Source organism: Nostoc sp. DedQUE04 (assembly GCF_034530995.1).
In the GTDB taxonomy this organism is placed as follows: Bacteria; Cyanobacteriota; Cyanobacteriia; order Cyanobacteriales; family Nostocaceae; genus Nostoc.
Genome location: NZ_JAVRCA010000088.1, coordinates 1 through 23,078 on the forward strand (window position 1 = coordinate 1; position 23,078 = coordinate 23,078).

At 40.6% G+C, this 23,078-nt stretch carries 16 protein-coding genes; 6 read left to right on the forward strand and 10 right to left on the reverse strand.

The window, feature by feature from the left end; genetic code table 11:
- Together RM049_RS35445 and RM049_RS35450 are read left to right on the forward strand one after the other, a co-directional pair.
- The coding region (locus tag RM049_RS35445) for a potassium channel family protein (protein ID WP_322707555.1) at window positions 1-1,643 on the forward strand (1,643 nt) is incomplete at its 5' end.
- Between the two features lie 250 nt (window positions 1,644-1,893).
- On the forward strand, window positions 1,894-2,784 hold the full coding sequence (locus tag RM049_RS35450; RefSeq protein WP_322707556.1) for a hypothetical protein: 891 nt from the start codon (window positions 1,894-1,896) through the stop codon (window positions 2,782-2,784).
- Between the two features lie 213 nt (window positions 2,785-2,997).
- Here the strand turns inward: RM049_RS35450 and RM049_RS35455 are convergent, their stop codons facing one another.
- Window positions 2,998-3,900: a class I SAM-dependent methyltransferase gene (locus RM049_RS35455; RefSeq protein ID WP_322685159.1), complete on the reverse strand. Its 903-nt coding sequence runs from the start codon at window positions 3,898-3,900 to the stop codon at window positions 2,998-3,000.
- A 251-nt stretch (window positions 3,901-4,151) separates the two neighbouring features.
- Between RM049_RS35455 and RM049_RS35460 the strand changes: the two genes are divergently transcribed.
- Both RM049_RS35460 and RM049_RS35465 read left to right on the forward strand, forming a co-directional pair.
- Window positions 4,152-5,660, forward strand: coding sequence for a hydroxysqualene dehydroxylase (locus RM049_RS35460; protein ID WP_322707569.1), 1,509 nt, complete (start codon window positions 4,152-4,154; stop codon window positions 5,658-5,660).
- A gap of 107 nt (window positions 5,661-5,767) precedes the next feature.
- Window positions 5,768-6,136: a DUF6464 family protein gene (locus RM049_RS35465; RefSeq protein WP_322674884.1), complete on the forward strand. Its 369-nt coding sequence runs from the start codon at window positions 5,768-5,770 to the stop codon at window positions 6,134-6,136.
- A gap of 59 nt (window positions 6,137-6,195) precedes the next feature.
- On the opposite strand, the gene fmt is transcribed toward RM049_RS35465, so the two are convergent.
- A complete protein-coding gene (fmt, locus tag RM049_RS35470; RefSeq protein ID WP_322691728.1) occupies window positions 6,196-7,227 on the reverse strand; it encodes a methionyl-tRNA formyltransferase in 1,032 nt (343 codons plus the stop codon).
- A 1,078-nt stretch (window positions 7,228-8,305) separates the two neighbouring features.
- Between fmt and RM049_RS35475 the strand changes: the two genes are divergently transcribed.
- Both RM049_RS35475 and RM049_RS35480 read left to right on the forward strand, forming a co-directional pair.
- Complete coding sequence (locus tag RM049_RS35475) at window positions 8,306-9,640, forward strand: hypothetical protein (protein WP_322707557.1); 1,335 nt, start codon at window positions 8,306-8,308, stop codon at window positions 9,638-9,640.
- 652 nt (window positions 9,641-10,292) lie between these two features.
- The gene (locus RM049_RS35480; protein WP_322707558.1) at window positions 10,293-13,556 is read left to right on the forward strand and encodes a DUF4347 domain-containing protein; all 3,264 of its coding nucleotides are present in this window, start codon (window positions 10,293-10,295) and stop codon (window positions 13,554-13,556) included.
- A gap of 145 nt (window positions 13,557-13,701) precedes the next feature.
- Here RM049_RS35480 and minE read toward each other — a convergent pair whose 3' ends face one another.
- From minE to RM049_RS35520, 8 genes are all read right to left on the reverse strand, one after another.
- Entirely contained in the window at window positions 13,702-13,998 is a 297-nt protein-coding gene (gene minE / locus RM049_RS35485; protein ID WP_322707559.1) for a cell division topological specificity factor MinE, read from the reverse strand.
- Window positions 13,999-14,034: 36 nt separating this feature from the next.
- The gene (gene minD / locus RM049_RS35490) at window positions 14,035-14,841 is read right to left on the reverse strand and encodes a septum site-determining protein MinD (RefSeq protein WP_322707560.1); all 807 of its coding nucleotides are present in this window, start codon (window positions 14,839-14,841) and stop codon (window positions 14,035-14,037) included.
- A 181-nt stretch (window positions 14,842-15,022) separates the two neighbouring features.
- Window positions 15,023-16,054 carry a septum site-determining protein MinC gene (gene minC / locus RM049_RS35495; RefSeq protein WP_322707561.1) on the reverse strand — a complete coding sequence of 344 codons (1,032 nt, stop codon included), beginning with the start codon at window positions 16,052-16,054 and terminating at the stop codon, window positions 15,023-15,025.
- Between the two features lie 165 nt (window positions 16,055-16,219).
- Window positions 16,220-17,542 carry a four-carbon acid sugar kinase family protein gene (locus RM049_RS35500; protein WP_322707562.1) on the reverse strand — a complete coding sequence of 441 codons (1,323 nt, stop codon included), beginning with the start codon at window positions 17,540-17,542 and terminating at the stop codon, window positions 16,220-16,222.
- Between the two features lie 160 nt (window positions 17,543-17,702).
- A complete protein-coding gene (locus RM049_RS35505) occupies window positions 17,703-18,365 on the reverse strand; it encodes a hypothetical protein (RefSeq protein ID WP_322674877.1) in 663 nt (220 codons plus the stop codon).
- Between the two features lie 40 nt (window positions 18,366-18,405).
- A complete protein-coding gene (locus RM049_RS35510; protein ID WP_322674876.1) occupies window positions 18,406-18,903 on the reverse strand; it encodes a DUF29 domain-containing protein in 498 nt (165 codons plus the stop codon).
- Window positions 18,904-19,033: 130 nt separating this feature from the next.
- Window positions 19,034-20,254 (reverse strand): DNA-processing protein DprA, encoded by a 1,221-nt coding sequence (locus RM049_RS35515; protein WP_322707563.1) that lies wholly within the window; start codon window positions 20,252-20,254, stop codon window positions 19,034-19,036.
- A 6-nt stretch (window positions 20,255-20,260) separates the two neighbouring features.
- Window positions 20,261-22,360, reverse strand: a complete 2,100-nt coding sequence (locus tag RM049_RS35520) for a RecQ family ATP-dependent DNA helicase (protein ID WP_322707564.1) — start codon at window positions 22,358-22,360, stop codon at window positions 20,261-20,263.
- Between the last annotated feature and the right edge of the window lie 718 nt (window positions 22,361-23,078).

A 23,078-nucleotide genomic window follows, 5' to 3' on the forward strand; every position in this document is an offset into this window, starting at 1 on the left:
AGTTTCTCAAACCCAGTCCCCGTGAGCATTTGCCATTTGCGGATGAGTCTATTGGATATTTCACCTTAGAAGGGCAACTGTTGCAAGTGATAAAGCACCAGGTACAACCGAAGGATAGCTGGTGTAATGGCAAGCCAGTACATAGACTTAATCTGACAACTCGCCGCATCTTGAGTCATACACCTGTTTCATCTAGCCCAATCAAAGAATTGTTTGGCTGGAACCCAGAGGCAGAAGTGCAGGTAGGAGACACGCTAGTTTACATTGATGTTGCATACGATTTAGCTTTCTCTGAACAACGCCGGCAATCTCATAACCAAAAGTGGCAGTTGCAACAGTTTATCCAAGGTATCACAGCGAAAAATCTCAAGGATAAAATAGTGCAATTTTGGCAATCTTACTACCAAAGCCAAAATCAAATCCGGCGAATTGCAACAATTTATGCGATTACTGTACTCATCCTGTGGTTTGTTGGGATAGTTCTTTACCGCTTATATTATCCTGATATCAGCATCCAAGAAGCTTTCTATGCGACAGCAATTTTGCTCTTGGGAGGATACGGAGATTTATTTGGTGGTGTTGAGTTTGCAGCGCAATCAAAGCCCTCAGACACTATTCCTTGGTGGTTGCGGTTGTTTAGCCTGGGAATGACGTTGACAGGTCAAGCTTTCGTGGGAGTATTATATGCACTGCTGACTGATGCTCTTGTCACTTCAAGATTCCTTTTTTTCAATTCCCGCCCTCCAATACCACAACGCAACCATCTAATAATTATTGGCTTAAATCGCTTGGGACAAAAAGTAGCTGCTCTTTTGCAAGAACTCAACCAGCCGTTAGTAGGAATTCATCCTACCACTCTCGACCAAGAAACTTTACCCGATATGCCCCTTGTCGTTGCTAATCCTACCGAAGCACTCATTAAGGCGAATATCTCCCATGCTAAAAGCATCATTTTAGTTGGGGACGACAATATGGAAAATCTGGAAATTGGTTTGATGGCTCATGCAATGAATCCCGCCACTACCTTGATTATCCGCTCTCAAGACCGTCAATTTAGTGATAATATCGCCCCTCTGTTCCCTTATGCTCAAGTTATATGTGGCGCGGCTTTGTCGGCAGAAGTTTTTGCTTGTGCTGCTTTTGGAGAAAATGTTCTCAGCTTATTTCACTTGAATGAGCAAATAGTCATGGTGACGGAATACAAAATTGAAGATGGCGATACCTTGAATGGATTGCTTTTATCTGAAATAGCATCTGGCTACAGCGTTGTACCGATTCTCTACCAGAAATATCAGCGAGACAATTACTCTTTAATGCCCTGGTATGATGTTAAGCTTGATGTTGGCGATCGCTTGATTGTTTTAGCCACAAGCAGTAGTTTACAGCGAATTGAATGGGGTGAAATGCTACCTCGCCTTTGGCAAGTGCAGATTGAAAAAGCTCTAACTACAAATGCCATTATGTATGGCACTGAAGAGATAGTTTTGATTACGGGATGTAGTTCAACTGATGCTAGGAAATGGATGAATAATTTGCCTAGAGTGTTGCCAATACCACTTTATAAATATCAAGCTCAACGTCTCGTGCGCGAGTTAACAAAAGTACAAGTTTTGGCGAATTTAATCTTTATTGGGCAACCTTGAATCTTCCGTAACTATAAGTCATATCAGGTTCAACAACGAGTCGAAGCTTGGAGATTTAACATCAATAATAAGCTTTTTAGCACTTACTGAACCGTATTGCATTATGAACGCCTTCCTGAAACCTCAGAGACATTCATCTATATTGCCATGATTCGTATTACGATCAAACAACTTGCATGATTTTTGACTGGTTCGAACTTTTAAAACATCCTCTTAGTTCCTAATCCCTAATCTCTAGTCCCTAGTTCCTATGCTTCCAAATCTTACGCAGCAGTTTAATATTGGTAATATTGTTAGCCTTGCTAGCTATCTATATCGTTCAAATTTCAAAAAATTTTCTCGCTTGTCATTATTTGCCCATTTATGGCTAATAGTCCCGATTTATGGCTGGGCAAAATTTTATGCGTTCGCTGGTTTAATTTCCCGTTTAGCGTTTAGTGAAATTAGTGGTCAGCCTGAAAGCTCAAAAGCTGCCAAAATTCAGATTAAAAAAAGATTTTGGCAGTTTCTTTTAACTGCAATTTTAGTTATCTTAATATGTTTATTACAAACTTTTATTTTTTACATTGGAATTTCAATAATTGCCGGGATAATATATGGAATATTAGCAAGAATTTTTGGCACTATATCTCAACCAATTACTCAAGCAAATCCCTTTGACAATACTATATTTAGAATCATCATTATTTCGATAGCTATATCTATTTATTTCAGCCCTCTGTGGTTTTACTTGCGTTTCTTCATTACTGATTTACCTCTAGCAATAGAAGATGATATTAACTTCATTGGCGCAATTAAGAGAAGTAGACAACTAACCAAGGGTTTAACATGGCGGATTATTGCCATTATATTCATATCATTTGTAATTACTTTGCCTATACAAATTTTAGGATGGTTGATTTATAGTAAAGGATTCAACATTTTAATACAACTAATCTCCCTATTGTTATCTGGAGATTGGGCTAATGAAAATAAAATGTTTATCAGTACATTACTACTGATAATTTTAAATTTAATCACTAGCATAATATTAATGCCCTTTTGGCAATCTATTAAATCTCTAGTTTACTATGACATTATTTGTCGTCGAGAAGGTTTTGATTTAAAAATCAATACAGTTCAGATAAGTCCAAAACCTTGATGTAAAGACGTGATTTATTGCAGAAAGACTACGCCAATAACCCTTAAACCAAGCGTATTGAATTATAACTAATTAATCAGATACGATATTATAATCATCTATGGATAATTATTATAATTAAAAGGCATTTATTACAAAAGTAAAAGCACAACAATGTGTGCTTTTGTAGATTATTTGTATTCAGTTCATTATGAAAACTAGAGAGTTTCTTAATTAGTCCAGTTTCGTACTGTAGGCACTAAAACCGTAAGCCAAAGTTTCTTTTAAATTATCTGATGGCTTGAGACTTCTGTTGATAGCATTAGCAAACGGCACCGGAATTCCTTTGATAGTTTCCGGCAAAATTGCATATTCTGCGGTTGGTTCAACAATGTATTGTGGACACTTCGCTTTCATTCCAGCAGTAGCTAACATTTCTTCTATTTCAGCAGCTGAATATTGCTTGAGATAAACCGGATTTCTCACAAATGGGTTTAGCCTTCTGATAAAATTATGGATAATATGAGAAGGACAGGACTTATTGTGAAAGGAATGATTAAAAACAAAAATTCCGCCCGGTTTTAGCACACGACATATATCAGCCAATAAATTTCTTAATTGTGCATCTGGGATATGCATAAAAACGCAGTTAGAAATTACCAAATCTATAGAATTATCTTCTAAAGGCAATGTCTCAGCAGAAGTGCAAATCAAGTTAAATTCCGCTTCTGGAAAAAAATTGTATTCTTGTTTAACCTTGACTAACCTCCGCAATAGAGGTTCAGAAATATCAATGCCATAATATTTTTCACATTTCAGATTTTTCGCTTTAGAAAGATGTAAAGGTGCGCGGCCATAACCAGAACCAATTTCTAGAATAGAACCAACAGATTTATTCAACGGAAATTTGTTCCAAGTACCTCCAGGCGTACCAGTTAGCAGAGTGTAATCTTGTTTAATGGGCGATGTCGCTGCAACTTTTTCAATTTTTTGGGAGCCATAATATGTTTTACCGATTGCATCCCATGTTTTTTTATGTTGAGTATTAGTTAATTGTTCATAGTCGCTGGGAAAATAAATTCCATCTCGTAATTCAAAGTCATTTAGACTGGATTTTACATTTGCTAATTGAGACATTATGATTATCCTCATCAATAGTGAATTCTGTTTTCTGTTATACTCTTAACTCAGCATTAACCGCAAGTGATTTTTACTGAACGGCTTTCCCTAAGCCTTTTTTCAAGTTTATAACTATTTTAAATTCGATGGAATCTGCTAGCAAAGAGCCTATTGCATCCAAGTGAAAACCGCTATAATGACAACCCTTGCTCGATCGCAACACAAGTTCGTATACATTAGTTGAGGGACTGCAACAATTGGAGGCTGTGATGGTAGGAGGGTTACAACAAAAACGGGTGGTAGTTGTAGGTGCTGGTTGGGCTGGTTTAGGAGCAACTTACCATTTGGCAAAACAAGGTTATGATGTGACACTTCTGGAAGCAGGCCCCTATCCTGGTGGATTGGTGGCAGGTTGGCAAACGGCAGCCGGCAAATCTGTTGAAGCTGGCATTCATGGCTTCTGGTATCCTTACAGAAATATTTTTTCCCTAATCAATGAATTAGAAATTAATCCTTTTACTACTTGGACTCGTTCTTCGCAATATTCGCCAGCAGGTTTGGAAGTTGAATCACCAATTTTTCAAGACTTACCGCGACTACCCTCGCCACTGGGAACTTTTCTCTACACTCAGTTTAAACGGCTGCCACTAATTGACCGTCTCAGCGCCCTACCTTTACTTTATGCTGTCGTTGATTTTGATAATTCCGATGCAGCTTGGCGGCGCTATGATTTTGTAACTGCCCGTGAATTGTTCAAAGATTTTAACGTTTCTTTCCGACTTTACCGCGATGCTTTTGAACCAATGTTATTAGTGGGCTTATTTGCCCCTGGCGAACAATGTTCAGCTGCCGCAACTTTAGGAATGCTTTACTTTTTTATTCTGGCTCATCAACCAGATTTTGATGTGGTTTGGTGTCGGGGAACTGTCGGAGAAAAGATATTTCGTCCTTGGGTGGAACGAATTGAAAAAGCTGGGGCGCGAGTATTGCCTAAGCGTCGGGTTACAGACTTAATTGTTGATAGTAATCAAGTTAAGGGTGTGGTTTGTGGTGATGAAGTAATTGAAGCAGATGCCGTAATTTTTGCGGTTGGAATCACCGGGATGAAGAAAATTGTCTCAACTAGCCCTAGTTTACAAAGTCGTGAAGAATTCCGTAATTTGAGCAATTTAGGAGCAATTGATGTTTTAGCCACGCGAATATGGTTTGACCGTAAAATTGATATTCCTCGTCCTTCTAATGCTTGTTTTGGATTCGACGCAAGTACAGGTTGGACGTTTTTTGATTTGAATGCTCTACATGATGAATATCGGGATGAGCCGGGAACAGTGATTGAAGCTGATTTCTATCACGCAAATCAATTTCTCAATTTGAGTGATGAGGAGATTTTAGCAATCGTTCAAGGTTATTTAGCAACTTGCGTACCAGCCTTTCGGGAGGCAAAGATTATTGATAGCAGTGTAATTCGGCTACCTCAAGCGGTAACTCACTTTGCACCTGGCAGGTATCGTTATATGTTGCCCGCCAAGACCAGTTTTGAGAATGTGTTTATGAGTGGGGATTGGATTGTGAACCGTCATGGTTCCTGGTCGCAGGAAAAGGCTTATGTTACTGGTTTGGAGGCGGCAAATTTGGTAGTGTCTTATTTGGGAGAAGGTCAGCCAGCTGAGATTTTAGCTGTAGAAGAGGATGAAGTGCATATCCAAGTGGCGCGATCGCTCAACCAAACTTTGCGTGACTTGAGCAAATCTATCTTACCTAACTTTTGGTTGCCATAATCTTTAGGGACGCGAAGAGTGAATCAATAATTGTAATCTAAATTCGGTAAGCTAAAGAAAGCGATCGCGATACCATCCTTATAATGTAAATCAAATCACATAAGCTTATGGAGCCAGACTCTTTACCAACTGAGGTGATTCTGACGCACCCGCGTGAGTCCCTCGGTAGAGTGCAACTTGATTGGACACCCCAACCCGGAAACTATCTTGATTTTGAAGGTAAAACCTACGCGGTTTTAGAGCGCCGTCATAGATACAAACTTCAAGCTGGGCGCTACCGCTTGCATAATATTGCCATTTATGTACAGTCTGCTAAACGACCATCTGAGAAAAGTTTGGTAGCGGGACGTTGGGTAGTCGGCGATGCCACCTGCTGCTACAATGCTCATTCAGAACTCATTCGCTGTGCAGTCAACCCTGATGGCCCTTGCGAATCTTGCCGCTTTTATGAAAAGTCTTCGGAGAGACGCGATTAATCGCGTCTGTACAAAAGTGAGGAGTTAAAAGTTATTCTCCTCCATCTCTTCCATCCCCGTCAGCTTCCCGTACCAAAAACTTCTCCTACAGTTAAGCGGGTACCATTAACAAAATCCCATCCAGACTGGGGACGTTTACCAGCTAGCTGAACTTCTCGCAACAGTAATAAACCTTCTCCAGTCTGGATAATCGCGCCAATTCCTTTGACAATGCTGACTACAACTCCCGGTCGATCTGATACGTTTGACAAATCAGGCAATTTATGCACTAATTCTTGTAATTCTGGTGGGAGATCGCGTAGACGCAAAGCGGCTTGTCGCGAGACATCGCTCACAGAACCAAGAGGAGCAGAAGCAGTGATTTTCAACAGGTTGTTACGAAAGGTAGCGGTGCAGTTAGGGAAAAAGCCTCTGATTTGATTATGTAATTGAATCGCGCTTTTTGACCAATCCAAAGCATAATCTTGTTTTTGAATTAGAGAGGCGTAAGTAGCTGCTAAATTATCTTGGGGAATTGGTTGAATTTCTTTACGTTCCAACTTCAACAGAGTTTCTATCAACAAATCCCCACCAATCTCTGCTAGTCTGTCGGCTAAATCTTGGGCATTATCCAGTAATCCAATCGGTGTAGTGGCTATTTGGAGCATTGCGCCGGTATCCATCCCCACATCCATCAACATGGTGGTGATCCCCGTTTCTTTCTCTCCGTTATACAAACACCACTGAATCGGTGCCGCACCGCGATATTTGGGTAAAATCGAGCCATGCACATTAATGCAAGCTAATTTTGGCATATTCAAGATTTTTGCCGATAAAATCTGTCCATAAGCGACAACAACAAACACATCTGCATCTAATTGTTTGAGTTTAGTTAAAGTTTCTTTGTCTTTTTTCACCCGTTCGGGTTGCCATACTGGTAAGTTGTGAGCAATAGCGATCGCTTTTACAGGTGTTGGCGTAAGTTTATTTCCGCGTTCTCGGCGTTTGTCTGGTTGGGTGACAACCGCCAGCACCTCAAATTCTGAATGATTCAATAATTTTTCCAAGGTGGGTACAGCAAACTGAGGTGTACCAAAAAATACAATCTTCATTAATAATTAGTAGTTTTTAGTCGTGAGTCATTAGTTAATCGTAAGTGCGCCCTTCATAACTGACAACATTAGACTTCTTGGCATTTGTCGGGGTAAAAGGTAAAGAAACTCAAAATCCTTTCCCTTTACCCTTTACCCTAAAAGTGCAAAAATATATTTTTGCAAGAGGTCTATTTAAGTTGCATGTTGAAACAGAATTCACTAAGCCTGCATCTAGCAAGTTTCTGTATTCGGGACGCAGTTGCAAAATACAGTTGTTAGCTGTAAATAATATTGGCTGTTTGGTGGTACAATATCTTCGTATTCATCAAACCAAAGGCTGCTTGATTAATTTAATAGTTAAGTTGACAAGCGTAACAGCTAGTATCAGCCGCATTTGCCTCTAGTGAAACTAATCACTTAGTGGTTTTTCTTTGCGAGTCGCTAGAGCATCTACCGAGTGAATTTTGTTGTGTTCCCGATCCTCTGCTTGAAATTAACTTTAAATGTAGTTACATTTCCGAAAAACTATTGCGTCTTCTAACTACTTCTGTAGTTTAGATAGCAATTTATAACTTTGGGTTGCTGATAGCAATATATTCTGAGTATGATGTATTATGCGTCCGCTTTCCCAGGTTTTTAATTAACGCCTCACGTTTACTATCATGAGGGTTTGCGCTGTTATATTTAGTGTGTAACCTAGCTTATTTGCTGTGTACTAGCGATCGCTAGTACGATCCCCGATAGCTGAGTTACCTAACTCTTGTTCGCCAGCCTCATTCCTCAAACTATATCCTCAATATTTTTAACCAAGACTTATTTTTGGTGTGTTTGGGTATAGCGACATTATATATCGTGTAGTAATTACTGAGTTATCAGCATATTTACTATACTCGCATATTTTTGCAAAAAAATATTCCGTACCTAAGTAAGAAAAGGTGTAGACAATGATACTTAATTTTTGTAAACCTCTGCAAACTTTGAAGATATTATTTCGTCATTAGTTTTAGTTTCTTGTTATACATATAACTACCACCTGCTCGTTGCTGTTGATGTATTGCTTCTCACATAGCAATTGCCCCCTCTAGAGAGTCTACAAATGCTTAAACCCCTTTTGCTGTCAGGATGGTTCCGCACCCAACCATTTCTCAATTACGTTGTCGTTGTGATACTGATTGCACCTTTATTAGGAGCATCGGCTCACACGATCCCAGTAAGATCCGAAGTACATAAACTAACTTCGATAACTGAAGAATCTGACTCTGGATCAAAGGAAATAGCTGTAGTTGGGGAACCTGAGATAGCTGAAACATTAAAAACAGATCAAATCGAATCGATAACAGAAGAATTTGACTCTGTACCAACACAAAGTACTGCTGTTCAGGAACCGCAAGTATTACCAGCAAATAAAATTGAGTCTTCAACTGAAGTAGATAATTATCTCGCAAGCAGTGATTTAGATGTAAGTGATGTAACTGTTCCCGATTCTTTGGCAGCAGTTGAACTCGCACCATCAACAGATGTTCCTGTTAGTCAGCTTAATTTAATCCGCAAACTTAAAGCTGCTAATGTCAAGTCTTTGAGAGGACAAGAAAATTATCTCTCTAGAGAAAAGTCTTTTATTCAATCATTGACAGCAACTCAAGTAGCACCAGCTATTAGAGAATCTCAATCAACCACAACGACGGAAATACCTGTTGTGGAACCAGCTAATGAGTCCCAAGCAGAACAAATAGATCCCATCGGTAGTCCTCATCCGATTCCTTGGAAATGGATTACAGCAACTCAAGAAGCTGTTGCTGCTAATGGTGGTTCTGGAGTGCGTCACTATCGCAGCGTACCCGTGATTTCTCCAGATGGTAAATATGCTGTTTATAGTCGGGTGCAACTGGAGGTAAAACCCCAAATGTACAACAGCCGTGTCACCAGCGTGATGTTTGTCCAAGATATGCACACTAAGAAATTGTGGGTGATGGCTTCAACGACTCCAGTTAGCGATCCTTTATTAAAGGTAAAGGCTGCAAAAGCGGAGTCTTCAGAAGAAACCGATCCGAGCGGTAAAATTGGGGTATTAGTTCCAGTTAGCTGGTCAGAAAAAGGCGATCGCTTCTTAGCACGCAAGTTTGATGGTATATTTAACACAGGTGATTCTACAGATAGTGCAGTGATTTGGGATCGGCAAAAAAATCACGCTAATACAGTTGCTCCTGTGAGTGACGAAGAACATGAAAAAATTGCCGTATTGTTAGGCTGGAGTAAAAGCCAACCAGATCGCGTATTATTCCGTGCAGGGGAATTGGGTGAGGAAAACTGGCCATTAATGCAAGTTGCTAATGATGGTAAGACTATCACTACAACAGACAGCGATCGCCCGATTACTTTTGGTAAAAAGGTAACAGAAATTTGGGCTGGCCCACAAGTTGCCTACCGATAGGTTATAAAAAATCCTACATACTCCCGTTGTCAGCAGTGACGACAACGGGATTTTTTTATATATTCCAAATAGGTTCTAGAAAAGTGGATTTGGTATTATTCGATTTCACCGAATCAAAACCTGACTTTCAAAAGTAAAGTTAGCGGAATACTCTTTTTAAGAAGTAAAAAGTAAATAGATAAGTAGGTCGGCAGAATAAAACCAAACTATATTAACAAAAATGAACGAGGCGAAAATTCTCTTCTCTACTGCCTCCTGCCTTATCCCAACAACAAATATTTACGCCCACCTATTTAATCCTTATAAATAAATTTAGGGAAAATAATCACGGACAGATTGTTTATTTTACAACCCATCTCCAAATAAATGTTTTTATTTTGTTCCATAAATTTAGGGACTTGTAACCATTTTTTATAGTTTTTTATGAGTGCTTTTTAACTTTTTACTTTTGCTTTATTCTTTCAATAAATAATATAATATTTTATATCCATTAAGAGAAAGAGTTATCAATTATACAGTGAATTGAAGGCAGAAATAAACTGCAATTATTGTTCATAACAACAAGATAGAAATACCTGGTGCGCCCCATTCAAAAATATCGAATTAAGCAAGCTTTTAGCTGGTCAGTAATTTATAGGAATAGAAACAAACTATGACAACAGTATCATTAGCTCCTCAACCTAACTTCAGCATTGGGTATAATTCTAATTTAGATCGAATTTACAAGTATCAACAGCTACAACTAAGATTGATTGAGTATGAAGCATTGGTAATCTTTGACAGCCGTGTTGAGGATCTTGAGATTCTTTATGCTGCCTTGTCACCTAAAGCTTTGGGTTATACTCTCACACTCGAAGACGATGCACTGGTAGTGATTACAAACTTAATAGCACAAACAAAAGCAAAACGGTTAGCCATTGTCGCCCACGGAACCCCCGGAGTCTTGCAAATTGGGGCATTGCCAATCAATCGCCAAGAAATCAAAAAACAAGCCCAATTATTGCAGCAGTGGAACGTTGCCGAAATTGCCCTCTACAGTTGCCAAGTCGGCAAAGATGCCGAGTTTATTAGCGAATTGGCGCAGTTGACGAAAGCAGAAATATTTGCCGCTGCTGGTAAAGTTGGCGCACCAACTCAAGGCGGAAGCTGGCAACTGGATATTCAATCAGACCGAGGGAAAATGAAGCCGCCTTTGACAGCAAATGGGTTAGCAAAATATCCAGGTGTGTTATCTTCCCCAATAGCCCTTAATCTCAACTCCACCAGTAACACGCAGTTATTACGAGAACCAAGCGGACAAAGAAGTGGGATCACAGATGGTCATACCTATAAACAGCTTTTTGCCTTTGCGGCATTGAAAGAAGATGGTTCTGTCGTTACTTGGGGTAATAGTACTTATGGAGGAGATAGCAGTTCAGTCACTGGCCAACTTGCCTCTGGTGTCACCAACATTTCTTCTACATATTATGCCTTTGCAGCATTGAAAGAAGATGGTTCTGTCGTCACTTGGGGCGATAGTGGCTTTGGAGGAAATAGCAGTGCAGTCAGCAGCCAACTTACCTCTGGTGTCACCAATATCTTTTCTACACATATTGCCTTTGCAGCATTGAAATCAGATGGTTCTGTCGTCACTTGGGGCTATAGTACCAATGGAGGAGATAGCAGTACAGTCAGTAGTCAACTTGCCTCTGGTGTCACCAATATCTTTTCGACAGATACTGCCTTTGCGGCGTTGAAATCAGATGGTTCTGTCGTCACTTGGGGCTATAGTACCAATGGAGGAGATAGCAGTACAGTCAGTAGTCAACTTGGCTCTGGTGTCACCAATATCTTTTCGACAGATTCTGCCTTTGCAGCGTTGAAATCAGATGGTTCTGTCATCACTTGGGGCCTTATTGACTATGGAGAAGCTAACATTCCAGTCAGTAGCCAACAACTTGCTTCTGGTGTCACCAATATCTTTTCGGCAGATTCTGCCTTTGCGGCGTTGAAAAAAGATGGTTCTGTCGTCACTTGGGGCTATAGTACCAATGGAGGAGATAGCAGTACAGTCAGTAGTCAACTTGGCTCTGGTGTCACCAATATCTTTTCTACACATACTGCCTTTGCAGCGTTGAAATCAGATGGTTCTGTCGTCACCTGGGGCTATAGTCCCCAAGGAGGAGATAGCAGTACAGTCAGTAGTCAACTTGGCTCTGGTGTCACCAATATCTTTTCGACAGATTCTGCCTTTGCAGCGTTGAAATCAGATGGTTCTGTCGTTACTTGGGGCTATAACACTAAAGGAGGAGATAGCAGTACAGTCAGTAGTCAACTTGCCTCTGGTGTTACCAATATCTCTTCTACACGTACTGCCTTTGCGGCTTTGAAATCAGATGGTTCTGTCGTTACTTGGGGCGAGAATTACTATGGAGGAGATAGCAGTTCAGTCAGTAGTCAACTTACCTCTGGTGTCACCAGTATCTTTTCAACAGATTTTGGCTTTGCGGCGTTGAAAGAACATGGTTCTGTCGTCACTTGGGGCAATAGTGAGTATGGAGGAGATAGCAGTTTAGTCAGTAGTCAACTTGCTTCTGGTGTAATCAACATTTCCTCTCCCTTTGACACCATTGGACTAATCGTTGCAGAAAATAGCCCAACTAATACCGCCATTGGCACTTTCAGCGGCGTTGACCCAGACCCAGAGGACACCATTACCTACAGCTTAGTCTCTGGGACTGGCAGCACTGATAATGATTCCTTCACGATTAACGGCAATCAACTGCTAATTAATGCTTCCCCAGACTTTGAAGCTAAGTCTAGTTACAGCATCCGTGTCCGCATCACAGATCAAACTAATTTATCCTACGAAAAAGCTTTCACCATCAAGATTACTGATGTTAATGAAACACCTCCCACTCCCGTAGTTGATATCAAGTTAATTAATAGCATCAATGATATCTTTGAAATCGATGCCAGCGAGTTCACCAAAGTCAATATTAAAATCAAAATTAAAGGACACAGTTCTAAATTAGTCAACGAAATCGGTGTCTTCAGTGTTGATGACAGCCTTGGCACTATTGACGGCATTGCACCAGATGCCGCAGGTTATCAAGAAAAAGCCCTCTCTAGAGCCAAAATCATCTTCTCAGTTCTCGCCAACAACCCCACAGGCTTTAATCCAGAAGACCTCAGCCGCATCCTCGATTTGCAGGGTGGTACACAACTACGCTTTTATTTGAAGTCTCAAGGTAACATTATCTTCTCGGACACAACTACCCAAAAAATCACTTCCGAAAACGAAGGTGGCTTCACTTTAGGGTGGAAAGATGGTTCCCGTGGCGATTCCGTTTTTGATGACTTGCAAGTGAATATTCAACAAACTGATGAACAATTACCCATCGGTACATCTTTGCAAGGAAAATCAGAAGGCGAAGCCCTGGATTTGCGGAATTTCGCCACTGACAGCTTGATTAGTGGGACTTTCATTGTTAACCGCGAAGCATCTTACAACAACTTTGTTGGTTTTTATAAAGTCACTGATACTGATGGTGGCATTGATACTAATGGTGATGGCACAGCAGACATTCTCCCTGGACAAGCGGGTTATGTACAAGCTGCAATTAACGAAAGGGTGAGTGATATTGCCTTATCGGTAGGTAATCAAGGTACGGGAAACTACAATGGCAACTTTCAAGGCGGCAGTATTTATGTGCCATTTTTGATTGTCGATAGTGGAGTTAATGCTTTGTTAGACAGCAATTCTAGCAATGACCCAACAGTTTACTTCACTTTCTTGGGTGCCAATGCTGACAAGACTCAGCATGTCAAGATGTTAGGTGATAATATCTTTGGTTTTGAGGATCTCTCTGGTGGCGGCGACAAGGATTACAACGATGTCATTGTCAAGATTAATTTGACTCATAACATCGCTTAAGTAAAGATCGGTATTAATTTAAAACCACGCTTTTTAAAAAAATAAAGCGGGGTTTTGTTATCATACAATATCCCTCTTCTGCCACTCTCCGGCTGGGCAATCTCTCTACAACTATTAACCTAAATAAAAATACTTAAAATTATAACTACAGAGACTTGTCACCTCTTTCCCATTCAGGTATGGTACCTTTGACTCGGCGGATGGGCAAATTAGCAATTAAAGCTGTGGTTCGTTGGTTGCTTTCTAAGGAGAACTCCAAGCCCTCTGTCTCAACTTCAACATAGCGACAGACTACATCTAGGATTTCTTTCCGCATTTTTTCCAACGTTTGAGGGTCTATATCAGCGCGATCGTGAGCAATCACCAATTGCAGGCGACGTTTAACTTGAGTTCGACTGCTATCAGGGCCGCGAAAAAAAAGTTTTTCTAGAAGTTCAATCATTACGAATAGGTCTGGCGCGGAGACCGGAAAAGTAAGTTAGACAATCTTTGTCCTGAACAACCTTCGTATCCGGGCGAAGATGCTGTCTTGGGACGAGTCGATCTCCAGAAATTCGACACTTTCCCCTTCTAATCTACGAGCAATGTTCTCAAAGGCTGTGGCAGCTAAAGAGGGATTTTCTGCTAACACTAAGGGTTCGCCGCGATTGGTAGATACAATAACACGCTCGTCGTCAGGGATTACCCCGATGAGGGGAATGGCGAGAAGTTCCTGAACATCTTGCACTGACATCATATCATTTGCCTGCACCATTGCGGGTCTGATGCGGTTAATTATTAAATGAACACGCTTGATACCTTGTGCTTCTAGTAACCCTACTACCCGATCCGCATCGCGAACTGAGGAAATTTCTGGTGTGCTAACAATTAACGCTTCTTTGGCCGGGCCGATCGCATTTTTAAACCCATTTTCAATCCCGGCAGGGCTATCAATAATCACATACTGATATTTTTGCGATAGTGCATTCACCAATAACTTCATCTGTTCGGGTGTGACTGCATCTTTGGAGCGATTTTGGGCTGCCGGCAGGAGTACGAGATTGGGTTGGCGCTTATCTTTCACCAAGGCTTGTTCTAAACGGCATTCTCTGGCTAAGACTTCTACCGCAGTATAAACAATGCGGTTTTCCAGCCCTAACAGCAAATCCAAATTTCTTAGACCAAAATCCGCATCAACCAAAGCAACTTGACGCCCCATTTTGGCTAAAGCCATACCCAAATTTGCTGAAACTGTGGTTTTACCCACTCCTCCTTTACCGGAGGTAATCACAATAATGCGAGTCATGATAGAAATGCGGTCAATGAGGGTTCAGGAAATATAAAACAGTAAATTGCAGTATAAAGTATGAAGTATCGTATCAAGTATGAAGAAATATCTGTTCTCCCCGATCTGGGTGAGGCATGAATATTTGTTTTATTTCATCTTTACTTATATACTTCATTCTTTAAGTAAATATTTATGGTTCTTAATTGCTCTTGGTGAATTGGTTTCTGGAAAAATCAGTTGCCCTAGCGATACGAATTCCTTGGGGCGTAATATGTGCCACCTCTGGAAAAAACTGCATTGGCGGTTTTTCTGGTGCTCTAGCTACAGCATCTGCGATCCGCAGTTGGGTTGGTTCCATTTGCAAGGCCATAATCAGACACTCACTATTGCCTCCAGCCCCAGCATGAGCGATTCCACGCAGACGACCCCAGATAATAATATCTCCATCTGCAATTACAATACCACCTGGATTTAAATCTCCCAAGAGAATTACTGTCCCACGATGACGAATTTCTACTCCAGAGCGGACTGTCATTTCTAAATAGAGGGCATCTTCTTGGGGGATCGCTGTAGCTGTTGGCTCGGAACTCAGGGAAGTTACGGGCTGTAATTGTTCTACTGAATACCCAGAAGTCACGGCAGCGATCGCAGTTTGCCGCCGACTCGTCGAGACAAATATCAGTCGGAGTTGTACTTCACTCAAAGCCTCGGCGAGTTCTTGGAGTTGTCTGGTATCTACCAAACGGTCTTGTGCCATTAAATGCACAGGTGTATTAGATACCCGGAAGCGATCGCCTGCACTCAGACGTTGCCTGATTTGTTGCCAAATATCTGACCAAGTGAGTTCTGAGGCAGATACTTGAGATTCCGAGGGCAAAATTAATAAAAGTCGTCCCTCCTTACTTTTTAACTGGACTTGAGTATTATCATTTGCACGATGCCCTGGTAATGCTAACTCATTGGGATTTAAATCAGTTAGGATAAAATCCGATCCGGCATCAGTATTTGACTCTACATCTGGGTCAGCAGGATTTGACTCTACATCCCCAAGAACAGTATCTGATTTTAAATAAAGGAGGACAGATTTTAACTCAGCATCCGGGAGGATAGAATCTGACTCTACATCAGAAACAGTAGAATTTACCTCTACCTCGGAAAGTATAGAGTTTGATTCTGCATTAGGAAGTGCAGAATTTGACTTTAGATTGGGAATTGCAGAATCAGAAGTCATGCAGTACTAGCCAAAAGACAACAGATTTTAAATTTTGGGTCGCACCTTTGGTGCGCTGATAGCGCAACTTGGATTTTGGATTTGTGTCACGGAAAAGGGGTGTTGGCGTAGCGGGATATTAGTCCGACATTAACCAAAAGACTCTTTAATCTAAAATCTCAAATCTCAAATTTGCACGGTCAACCTCTGATAAACTGTCCCCAAGGCATCAGCATCGCCAACGTTACCTGGAAACAGCACCACAGGTAAATCAGGAAACTGAGGATGATCGGATGGCGTTAACACCATTGAACAACCAGCTAAAATTTGACCCAGTAAACGGGCTGAAGTTAAAGCTAGTCCAGTACTCAAAACATCATTAGAAGTAATACCACCCTTGCTGATTAAGAATCCTATATCAGATGGTAAACTACGTACAATATCCATCAATAAACCTGAAACTTTTTCCCCAAACTCCAATCGTGTCTTGACATCTTTAAAATTCAGTTCCTGACGGCTAGTATAAACCACTGGTGTTTTGCCAGCTTTGTTTGCCGCTTGTGTACTTTCTTGAATTTCAGTTAGCAATGCCGCAGATTGATTTGCATCATCGAGTAATCGCGCTACATTCACTTCGATTCCGACAGTTCCTTCTAGTTGCAACAGCGCCTCTAATTGCTGGGTAGTCTTTTTCACATGGGAACCTACAATCACCGCACCTGGTTTGCCTTGGCGCACGTACTGAGCCATGTTTTCGGCGGCAATAGGTTGGGGAGGTAAAGCGGCTATTGCCGTTAAAATACTTGCGGCACTGCGAAATAAAAAGCGTTTTCCTTGACTGGCGGCTGCTAATATATCTACTGCAAAGCGGTTGAGATCGCCTTGAGTTTCACCATCGACAACAGCGCACTGATTACCATGAAGTTGTAACAATCGTTCCAAACTACCAGCGCGAATATCGGCGAGGAGAAACCTTTCTACAGCTTCGCCCCTAATTCGTCCTTGAGTCTTTTCTTCGACGTACTTGGGTAAGTAACTGTGATGGTAGCTGAAGACTGAATCACGGGCAAATTCGGTTTCATGGACTGGAGTGGGTACGCCAGCAATCATCAAGTAATGCACACTGTCACGGGTGATGCGTCCACCTTCAAAAAATGCTGGTACGAGAAAATGAGCATCAAAGGGCCCGAGTTCTTGGGCGATCGCATCTGTTTCAATCGGATAATGTCCCCGCAAAGTAGAATCAGAACGGCTGACAACTAAAAAATCGTCAATTCCTTCAGCCTTCAAAGCGATTTCCAGGTTGTGGCAAACTTCTTTGGTGACAGATGCAGCTGACTCTGGCGTTAGCGCTCTAGTATTAGTCAGCACAAAGAAAATCGGCGAATCATCCTGCAACCCACGGCGTAAAGTCTCCACATCCCAATGCATCAGCAGCAAGCAGCTGTGGACTGTTTGAGAACCTGTAGGGTCATCATCCAGAACAATTATTTTGGGTTTGTTGCTCATTTCAGTCAACGGGGCGATTGTTTTCTGGGAAAGGTTTGGGCGACTAGAAGTCGCTACTACATAAGCAAAGTCCACCTCCGTGAACTAATCCAAAATCAAGGGTTTTCTAACCTGTGGAGGCAGGTAAATTCTCGTGTAACCGCTTTTACAAACATTCTCATTAGCCTTTCTGCAATTTTCTGATTTCTGCTTGCACATCGATCGCAATTTGCAATGATTGATTTAACAGTTGAGCGTATTCGCCTGCTTGACTACTAACTTGTAAAGCTCGCAGACTCGCTAAATTATTCACAAATAACTCTTGGTTATTAGCAAGCAATTTTTTATTATCTCGCAAAATTCGTTCCGTTTTCAGAGCGCGGACTAAATCTTCTCTAATTAGTTGCAAGGCGGAGGTTACTTTATCTCGGTCATGGATGCTGCTTTCTACGTTTCCTGATGCTGCCAATTGGTCATTAATATCGATGGCAGCAACCAGGTCATGATATTTATCAACTTCATCTAAAAGTATTGTCAGTCCTTCAGGACAGGTTAATTGTCGCCATAGCCATCGTCCCACTAATATCGGCATTGGCACTAAAATTAGTAAAAGAATTCCTAGTCGAACTGAAGAACCAATAGTTGGCAGAATAATAAACGCGTAAACAAAGCCCACAATTATTGGCGTTAGCGCCAGCGTCACCAGCATTTCACTGATAAAAAACCCTAATCGCTTTTTGCCATCTCGCAGAACAGAGGGTCGAAAAACGTCTTCTGGATCGAACCCAGTCAAACGTCTTAGTTCACCCTTACTAATTTCCAAGCCTATTAAATCCGGCTGCACGTCTGCATACTCCTATGGAAACCCAAGTTGCGTATTCATTTTAATCGGGTTTACCATGATGATTGTGGTTATATTCAGGAAACCAATTTTCATCTAAGATTTGTTCTAAAGAACCAATGGGTATAGAGGGGAATATGTCAATGGCAAGTTGAGAGCGATCGCTTGCTTCTATCCTTGCATCTTGATAACATTGATTGAATATTTCTAAAATGTAAGGCTTAAGACTAGGACTATCTTTGAGTTCATCCTTAATCTCTCTACGAAAAGTTCTGATTTCCCCTTTCCAATGTCCTTCATTGCGCTCCCGTTCCACATCCCAGTATGTGAGTTTAAGCAGATGTTCAAAAAGTCGAATTAACAAACTTTTCACCGCTCGCTTCTGGCTCCTACCCATACTTTCTAATTCTTCTAACAAATTATCTAAATCCACAGATGAAAACTGACCAGTGCGAAGTTGGTTTATAGTTGTCATCAGCCATAGATAATAATCTTCGTCGTATAAGGTTTGAGTTGCTGATTGGATTATTGGTTTTACCATAAACTAGCTAAACTTCTACTATTTTTTTAATTTAGCTCAATTAAGCTTCTATGCAAAATTGCTTGTAATCTTTGACTCTAGCTCAATATTTTTACCTTTACCAAAATAAAACTACCCTCCTGTTACACCATCATAATAAAGAAAGTTGAGTTGTTGGTTGATTGATTACATAAGTGACTGGTTTGTTTATTTTTCTCACCATACCTTCATTCACAGCCTTATTTAACCAATCCTGCATTTGAGATAGTCTAACATTCAAACATTCCGCCAAAGATTTTGCATCCTTCGGTTGCTGTAAATGATTCAAGATGATAGGTAAAACAGCTTGGTAAATATCTTGTGAGTGAATATCCAAAACAGTCTCTTGAGGTATTTTTTTTACAGTTTGTACTGCTTCAATCGAAGAAGCCGCTTTTACTAAAAGTTCCCTTAACGAATCATTCCAGGGTTCAGCCGGAAAAGGTTTTGCACCCTGATTGTATAATTGCTGATTACCTTCTGATATAGCCCCATCCAATCGGACAAAAACTGGGATATCTTGGAGTCGGGAAAGCGCTTCCACTGCACCCGCCCAAGTACCACCTTTACCAAAAGATGAACTGACTACTAAGGCATAATCTGCTAAAGCATAAATATATTTGTTTCGCCCCATCGCATTACCCGTATTGAAACCAGCTTCAGGGTCATAACTAGAAAGCAAAGTAAGCCTACCCTCTTTAATACTGGAGCGATACTTGCTGTTCACTGCTGCCTTAGTCAAACTATCCGCCAGTACACCTACAGATGTGCCTCCTGCATCCAACACAGCCAGCATTGCGGCTTGATCTACGCCTCGCGCCCCACCGGAAATTACCTGCATTCTTTGTACAGCGATATTTTGTGCAACTCTTCGTGTGTAGCCAAATATCTTGTCATCAACATCACGAGAACCGATAATTGCTAGTCCTCCCATAGATAGCAATTCTACATTGCCAATCCCATAAAGAATTGCCGGTGCTGAATGTCTCAGCCTTTGCTTAAGACGTTTAGGATAGTTTGTGTCACTTCGTCCCAGCACCCACAATCCCTGATTAGTCCACTTCTCAACCGCTAGACTCAGCATCATACCCCGTTCTAGTAAAGCTGAAAGCCTTTCAGGGTTAAGTTTATTTACAGTAATTTTTTGTAACTGTTCTCTGGTTGTAGATTCTAGTAAATCTGATGGTCGCATCTGATTTTCCCGCAACCAGTCTGTTAAAGAATTATATTCACTCAGAGTCAAGGGTTGTGGTTCAATTTGCCGATTTTGACCAAAGCTGGCACACAACAGCAAAATTGCTTGAGTATCTGGTTGCAGGATATGAGTTAACATGATTTTTTAATCCCCTTGACCTAATGAATTGAGTGCCAATGCTACAGGAAAAACCACTCCACTGTTAGCACGTCGCAAAAGTGCTGCAATTACAGTAAAAGTCCAACGGGAATCAACTATATCATCAACCAAGAAAACAGAACCACTCATTCCTTTCCAGGAATCAACAGCAAAAGCACCATCCAAATTATGAGCTTGTTGGTAACTGTTGCTCATCTTTTTTTGTAACTCAGTTTGGTGAACTTTCTGCACAATTGGCATGAAGGGTAAGCCTAATTTTTGTGCTAGTCGTTGAGCAAAATTTGGTACAAGTTCTGCATGATTCAGCGAAGGTACACAAGTTACCCAAGTCGGAAAGGGTTGTGGTTGCCAATGTTGAATCATCTCAAAAGCACCCTGCACAAGTGCATCGTCAAAATGATTATCTTGATATTTACCCTGCTTGACTAATTCTCCCCAACCTGCATCACCCCATAGAGATAATGCCCTTCCCGCTTCTGCTTGTAAATTATTTTTAATATTTCCTGAAAAGCGATAATTGACCAATGCTTCTGATGGCCATTTTTTGCGTGGTTCAATGATTTGGTTACTGCGACGTAAATATTGAATTGCTTTATTTACAAGTTCAATTGAGCAAGTATCTATTAATAATGGTCTGTTCAAGCACACAGCACATTTACCGCAAGACTTTGGATCTGGCTCATCTAATTCTGTGGCCAAAAAAGTCATTAAGCATTCCTGACTTTGCATATATTCCAACATTCGAGCTTGCTCTTGGCGACGAATTTGTGTGATTTTCTCAATTTTTGTAGTGTCAGTTTGATAAGAAACTGGGGTCAAATACCATTTTGATTCTTGCTTAGTTATAGGTGCAGGAAATTCCATTGATAGTAGTTTTAAAACTTTCTCAATTTGTCCTCGTGAAAGATTCATTTGCTGCTCTAATTGGGTAACAGAAAAACCGTCTACAGATTCGCTAAGTATATTTAAAATCTTTTGTATATGCACCTCTGGAGGAAAGGCTGTATTAATAAAGTAGTTAGTAATATCATCATCTTCATCACCGTTCAGAAGAATTCCATAAGCTTTTTCTACTGCTCTACCTGCTCGTCCTACTTGCTGATAATAGTGGACAACCGAGCCAGGACGCTGATAATGAATTACAAAGCCTAAATCTGGTTTATCAAAACCCATTCCTAATGCTGTAGTTGCTACTAATGCTTTAATTTCATTATTCAAAAGCTCATCTTCTAATAGTACACGAATTTGATTCTCTAAATCACTATGATATGCTTTAACATTAATACCTTGAGTTTTTAACCAATCAGCAACTCGTTCAGCATCTCTAACAGTTAATGTGTAAATAATGCCACTTCCAGGTAAGTTAGGAATCTGTTGAGCTAACCATGCCATTCGTGCTGCTGGACTAGGGATAGAAATATTTTGTAAATGCAAACTTTCTCTGGTTAAATTTCCTCTGGAAACACGCAGATTTGAACCCAATTGAGTAATAATATCATTGACTACTCGATTATTAGCTGTAGCAGTTGTTGCTAAGACAGGAATATTTTGCGGCAATGCTTGTAAAATTCTGACAATCCGGCGATAATCAGGGCGAAAATCATGTCCCCAATCAGAGATACAGTGGGCTTCGTCAACAACAAATAAACCTATACGTTGAGATACTGGCAAAAGAATTGTTTCCCGAAAATCTTCATTACCTAGTCTTTCGGGAGAAATAAGCAGAATGTCTACTTCTCCTGCTAGCAACTGTCTTGCTATTAGTGGCCATTTATCTGTATTACTGGAGTTAATTGTTTCGGCTTTTACACCAATGCGTTGGGCTGCTACAATTTGGTTTCGCATCAAAGCTAGCAATGGCGAAATCAAAAGAGTAAAACCAGCACCTCGATCTCGTAGTAAACGAGTTGCTAAAAAATAAACTAGACTTTTACCCCAACCAGTGCGTTGAACAACGAGTAACCGCGATCGCACTTTGAGTAACTCTTCAATAGCTTCCCACTGTCCAGGGCGAAAATCGGCTGTGGAGTTATCAAGCGCTTGACGCAGAAGCAATAATCCCTGTTCCTGAAGGTTAGTTGTCATAGATACTAAGTAACTAATTGTCATTTCTGTTGTAACATCAAATACAAGCAGAACTTAGTTTTTTTCAAGACCTATACCACTAAAGATTTCAGAGCTAATTTATAACTTAACTAAAGTACTTGTCTTATAGGGGTTTTAGGAATTTAAGTTAATAAAGCACTTATTCGCTGAAACTGAGACTTAGCAAAGAGTTGAGTATCTTTAAGATTTTCTTTACAAATCATCTTTCAACGTCAGCTTTGGTGTTTCAGCAAAAATAAATCGAGTCTATCTAAGAGTATGTTTGAAAAGTTTTCTTCTCGGTAACAAAACGTTCTAGATCCCCCTAAATCCCCCTTAAAAAGGGGGACTTTGATTCCGGTTCCCCCCTTTTTAAGGGGGGCTAGGGGGGATCGGTTAGTGCCTAAAATCACAGCCAACCACTTTTCAAACAACCTCTAAGGTGCAAGAGCAATTTAGTAGTTTACTGTGTGGGAATCTTCAACTGGTGTTTGAGGTTTGGGCTGTAGCCTTGAGTTGCTAACGCTACATACTCAACATCCATCATGCTGAGGTTATGAATTTCAGTCAAGGTGCAATACCGAAAATATTCCTTAAGTCTAAATTAAAGCTTACTCAAAGAATGAGGTTTTCATTTCCCAAGTCATTGAAAATATACGAGTTCCCATTCATTAACCTCCAAATATCAGTCTGATAAATCGATTATTACTGAGGTAAA

Coding starts and splice junctions, on each gene's coding strand:
- RM049_RS35515 (WP_322707563.1), bottom strand. CDS start 20,254: ATGTTAACTCATATCCTGCAACCAGATACTCAAGCAATTTTGCTGTTG.
- minC (WP_322707561.1), bottom strand. CDS start 16,054: ATGACTTCTGATTCTGCAATTCCCAATCTAAAGTCAAATTCTGCACTT.
- RM049_RS35500 (WP_322707562.1), bottom strand. CDS start 17,542: ATGAGCAACAAACCCAAAATAATTGTTCTGGATGATGACCCTACAGGT.
- minD (WP_322707560.1), bottom strand. CDS start 14,841: ATGACTCGCATTATTGTGATTACCTCCGGTAAAGGAGGAGTGGGTAAA.
- RM049_RS35455 (WP_322685159.1), bottom strand. CDS start 3,900: ATGTCTCAATTAGCAAATGTAAAATCCAGTCTAAATGACTTTGAATTA.
- RM049_RS35450 (WP_322707556.1), top strand. CDS start 1,894: ATGCTTCCAAATCTTACGCAGCAGTTTAATATTGGTAATATTGTTAGC.
- RM049_RS35480 (WP_322707558.1), top strand. CDS start 10,293: ATGACAACAGTATCATTAGCTCCTCAACCTAACTTCAGCATTGGGTAT.
- RM049_RS35510 (WP_322674876.1), bottom strand. CDS start 18,903: ATGGTAAAACCAATAATCCAATCAGCAACTCAAACCTTATACGACGAA.
- RM049_RS35520 (WP_322707564.1), bottom strand. CDS start 22,360: ATGACAACTAACCTTCAGGAACAGGGATTATTGCTTCTGCGTCAAGCG.
- RM049_RS35460 (WP_322707569.1), top strand. CDS start 4,152: ATGGTAGGAGGGTTACAACAAAAACGGGTGGTAGTTGTAGGTGCTGGT.
- fmt (WP_322691728.1), bottom strand. CDS start 7,227: ATGAAGATTGTATTTTTTGGTACACCTCAGTTTGCTGTACCCACCTTG.
- RM049_RS35475 (WP_322707557.1), top strand. CDS start 8,306: ATGCTTAAACCCCTTTTGCTGTCAGGATGGTTCCGCACCCAACCATTT.
- RM049_RS35465 (WP_322674884.1), top strand. CDS start 5,768: ATGGAGCCAGACTCTTTACCAACTGAGGTGATTCTGACGCACCCGCGT.
- minE (WP_322707559.1), bottom strand. CDS start 13,998: ATGATTGAACTTCTAGAAAAACTTTTTTTTCGCGGCCCTGATAGCAGT.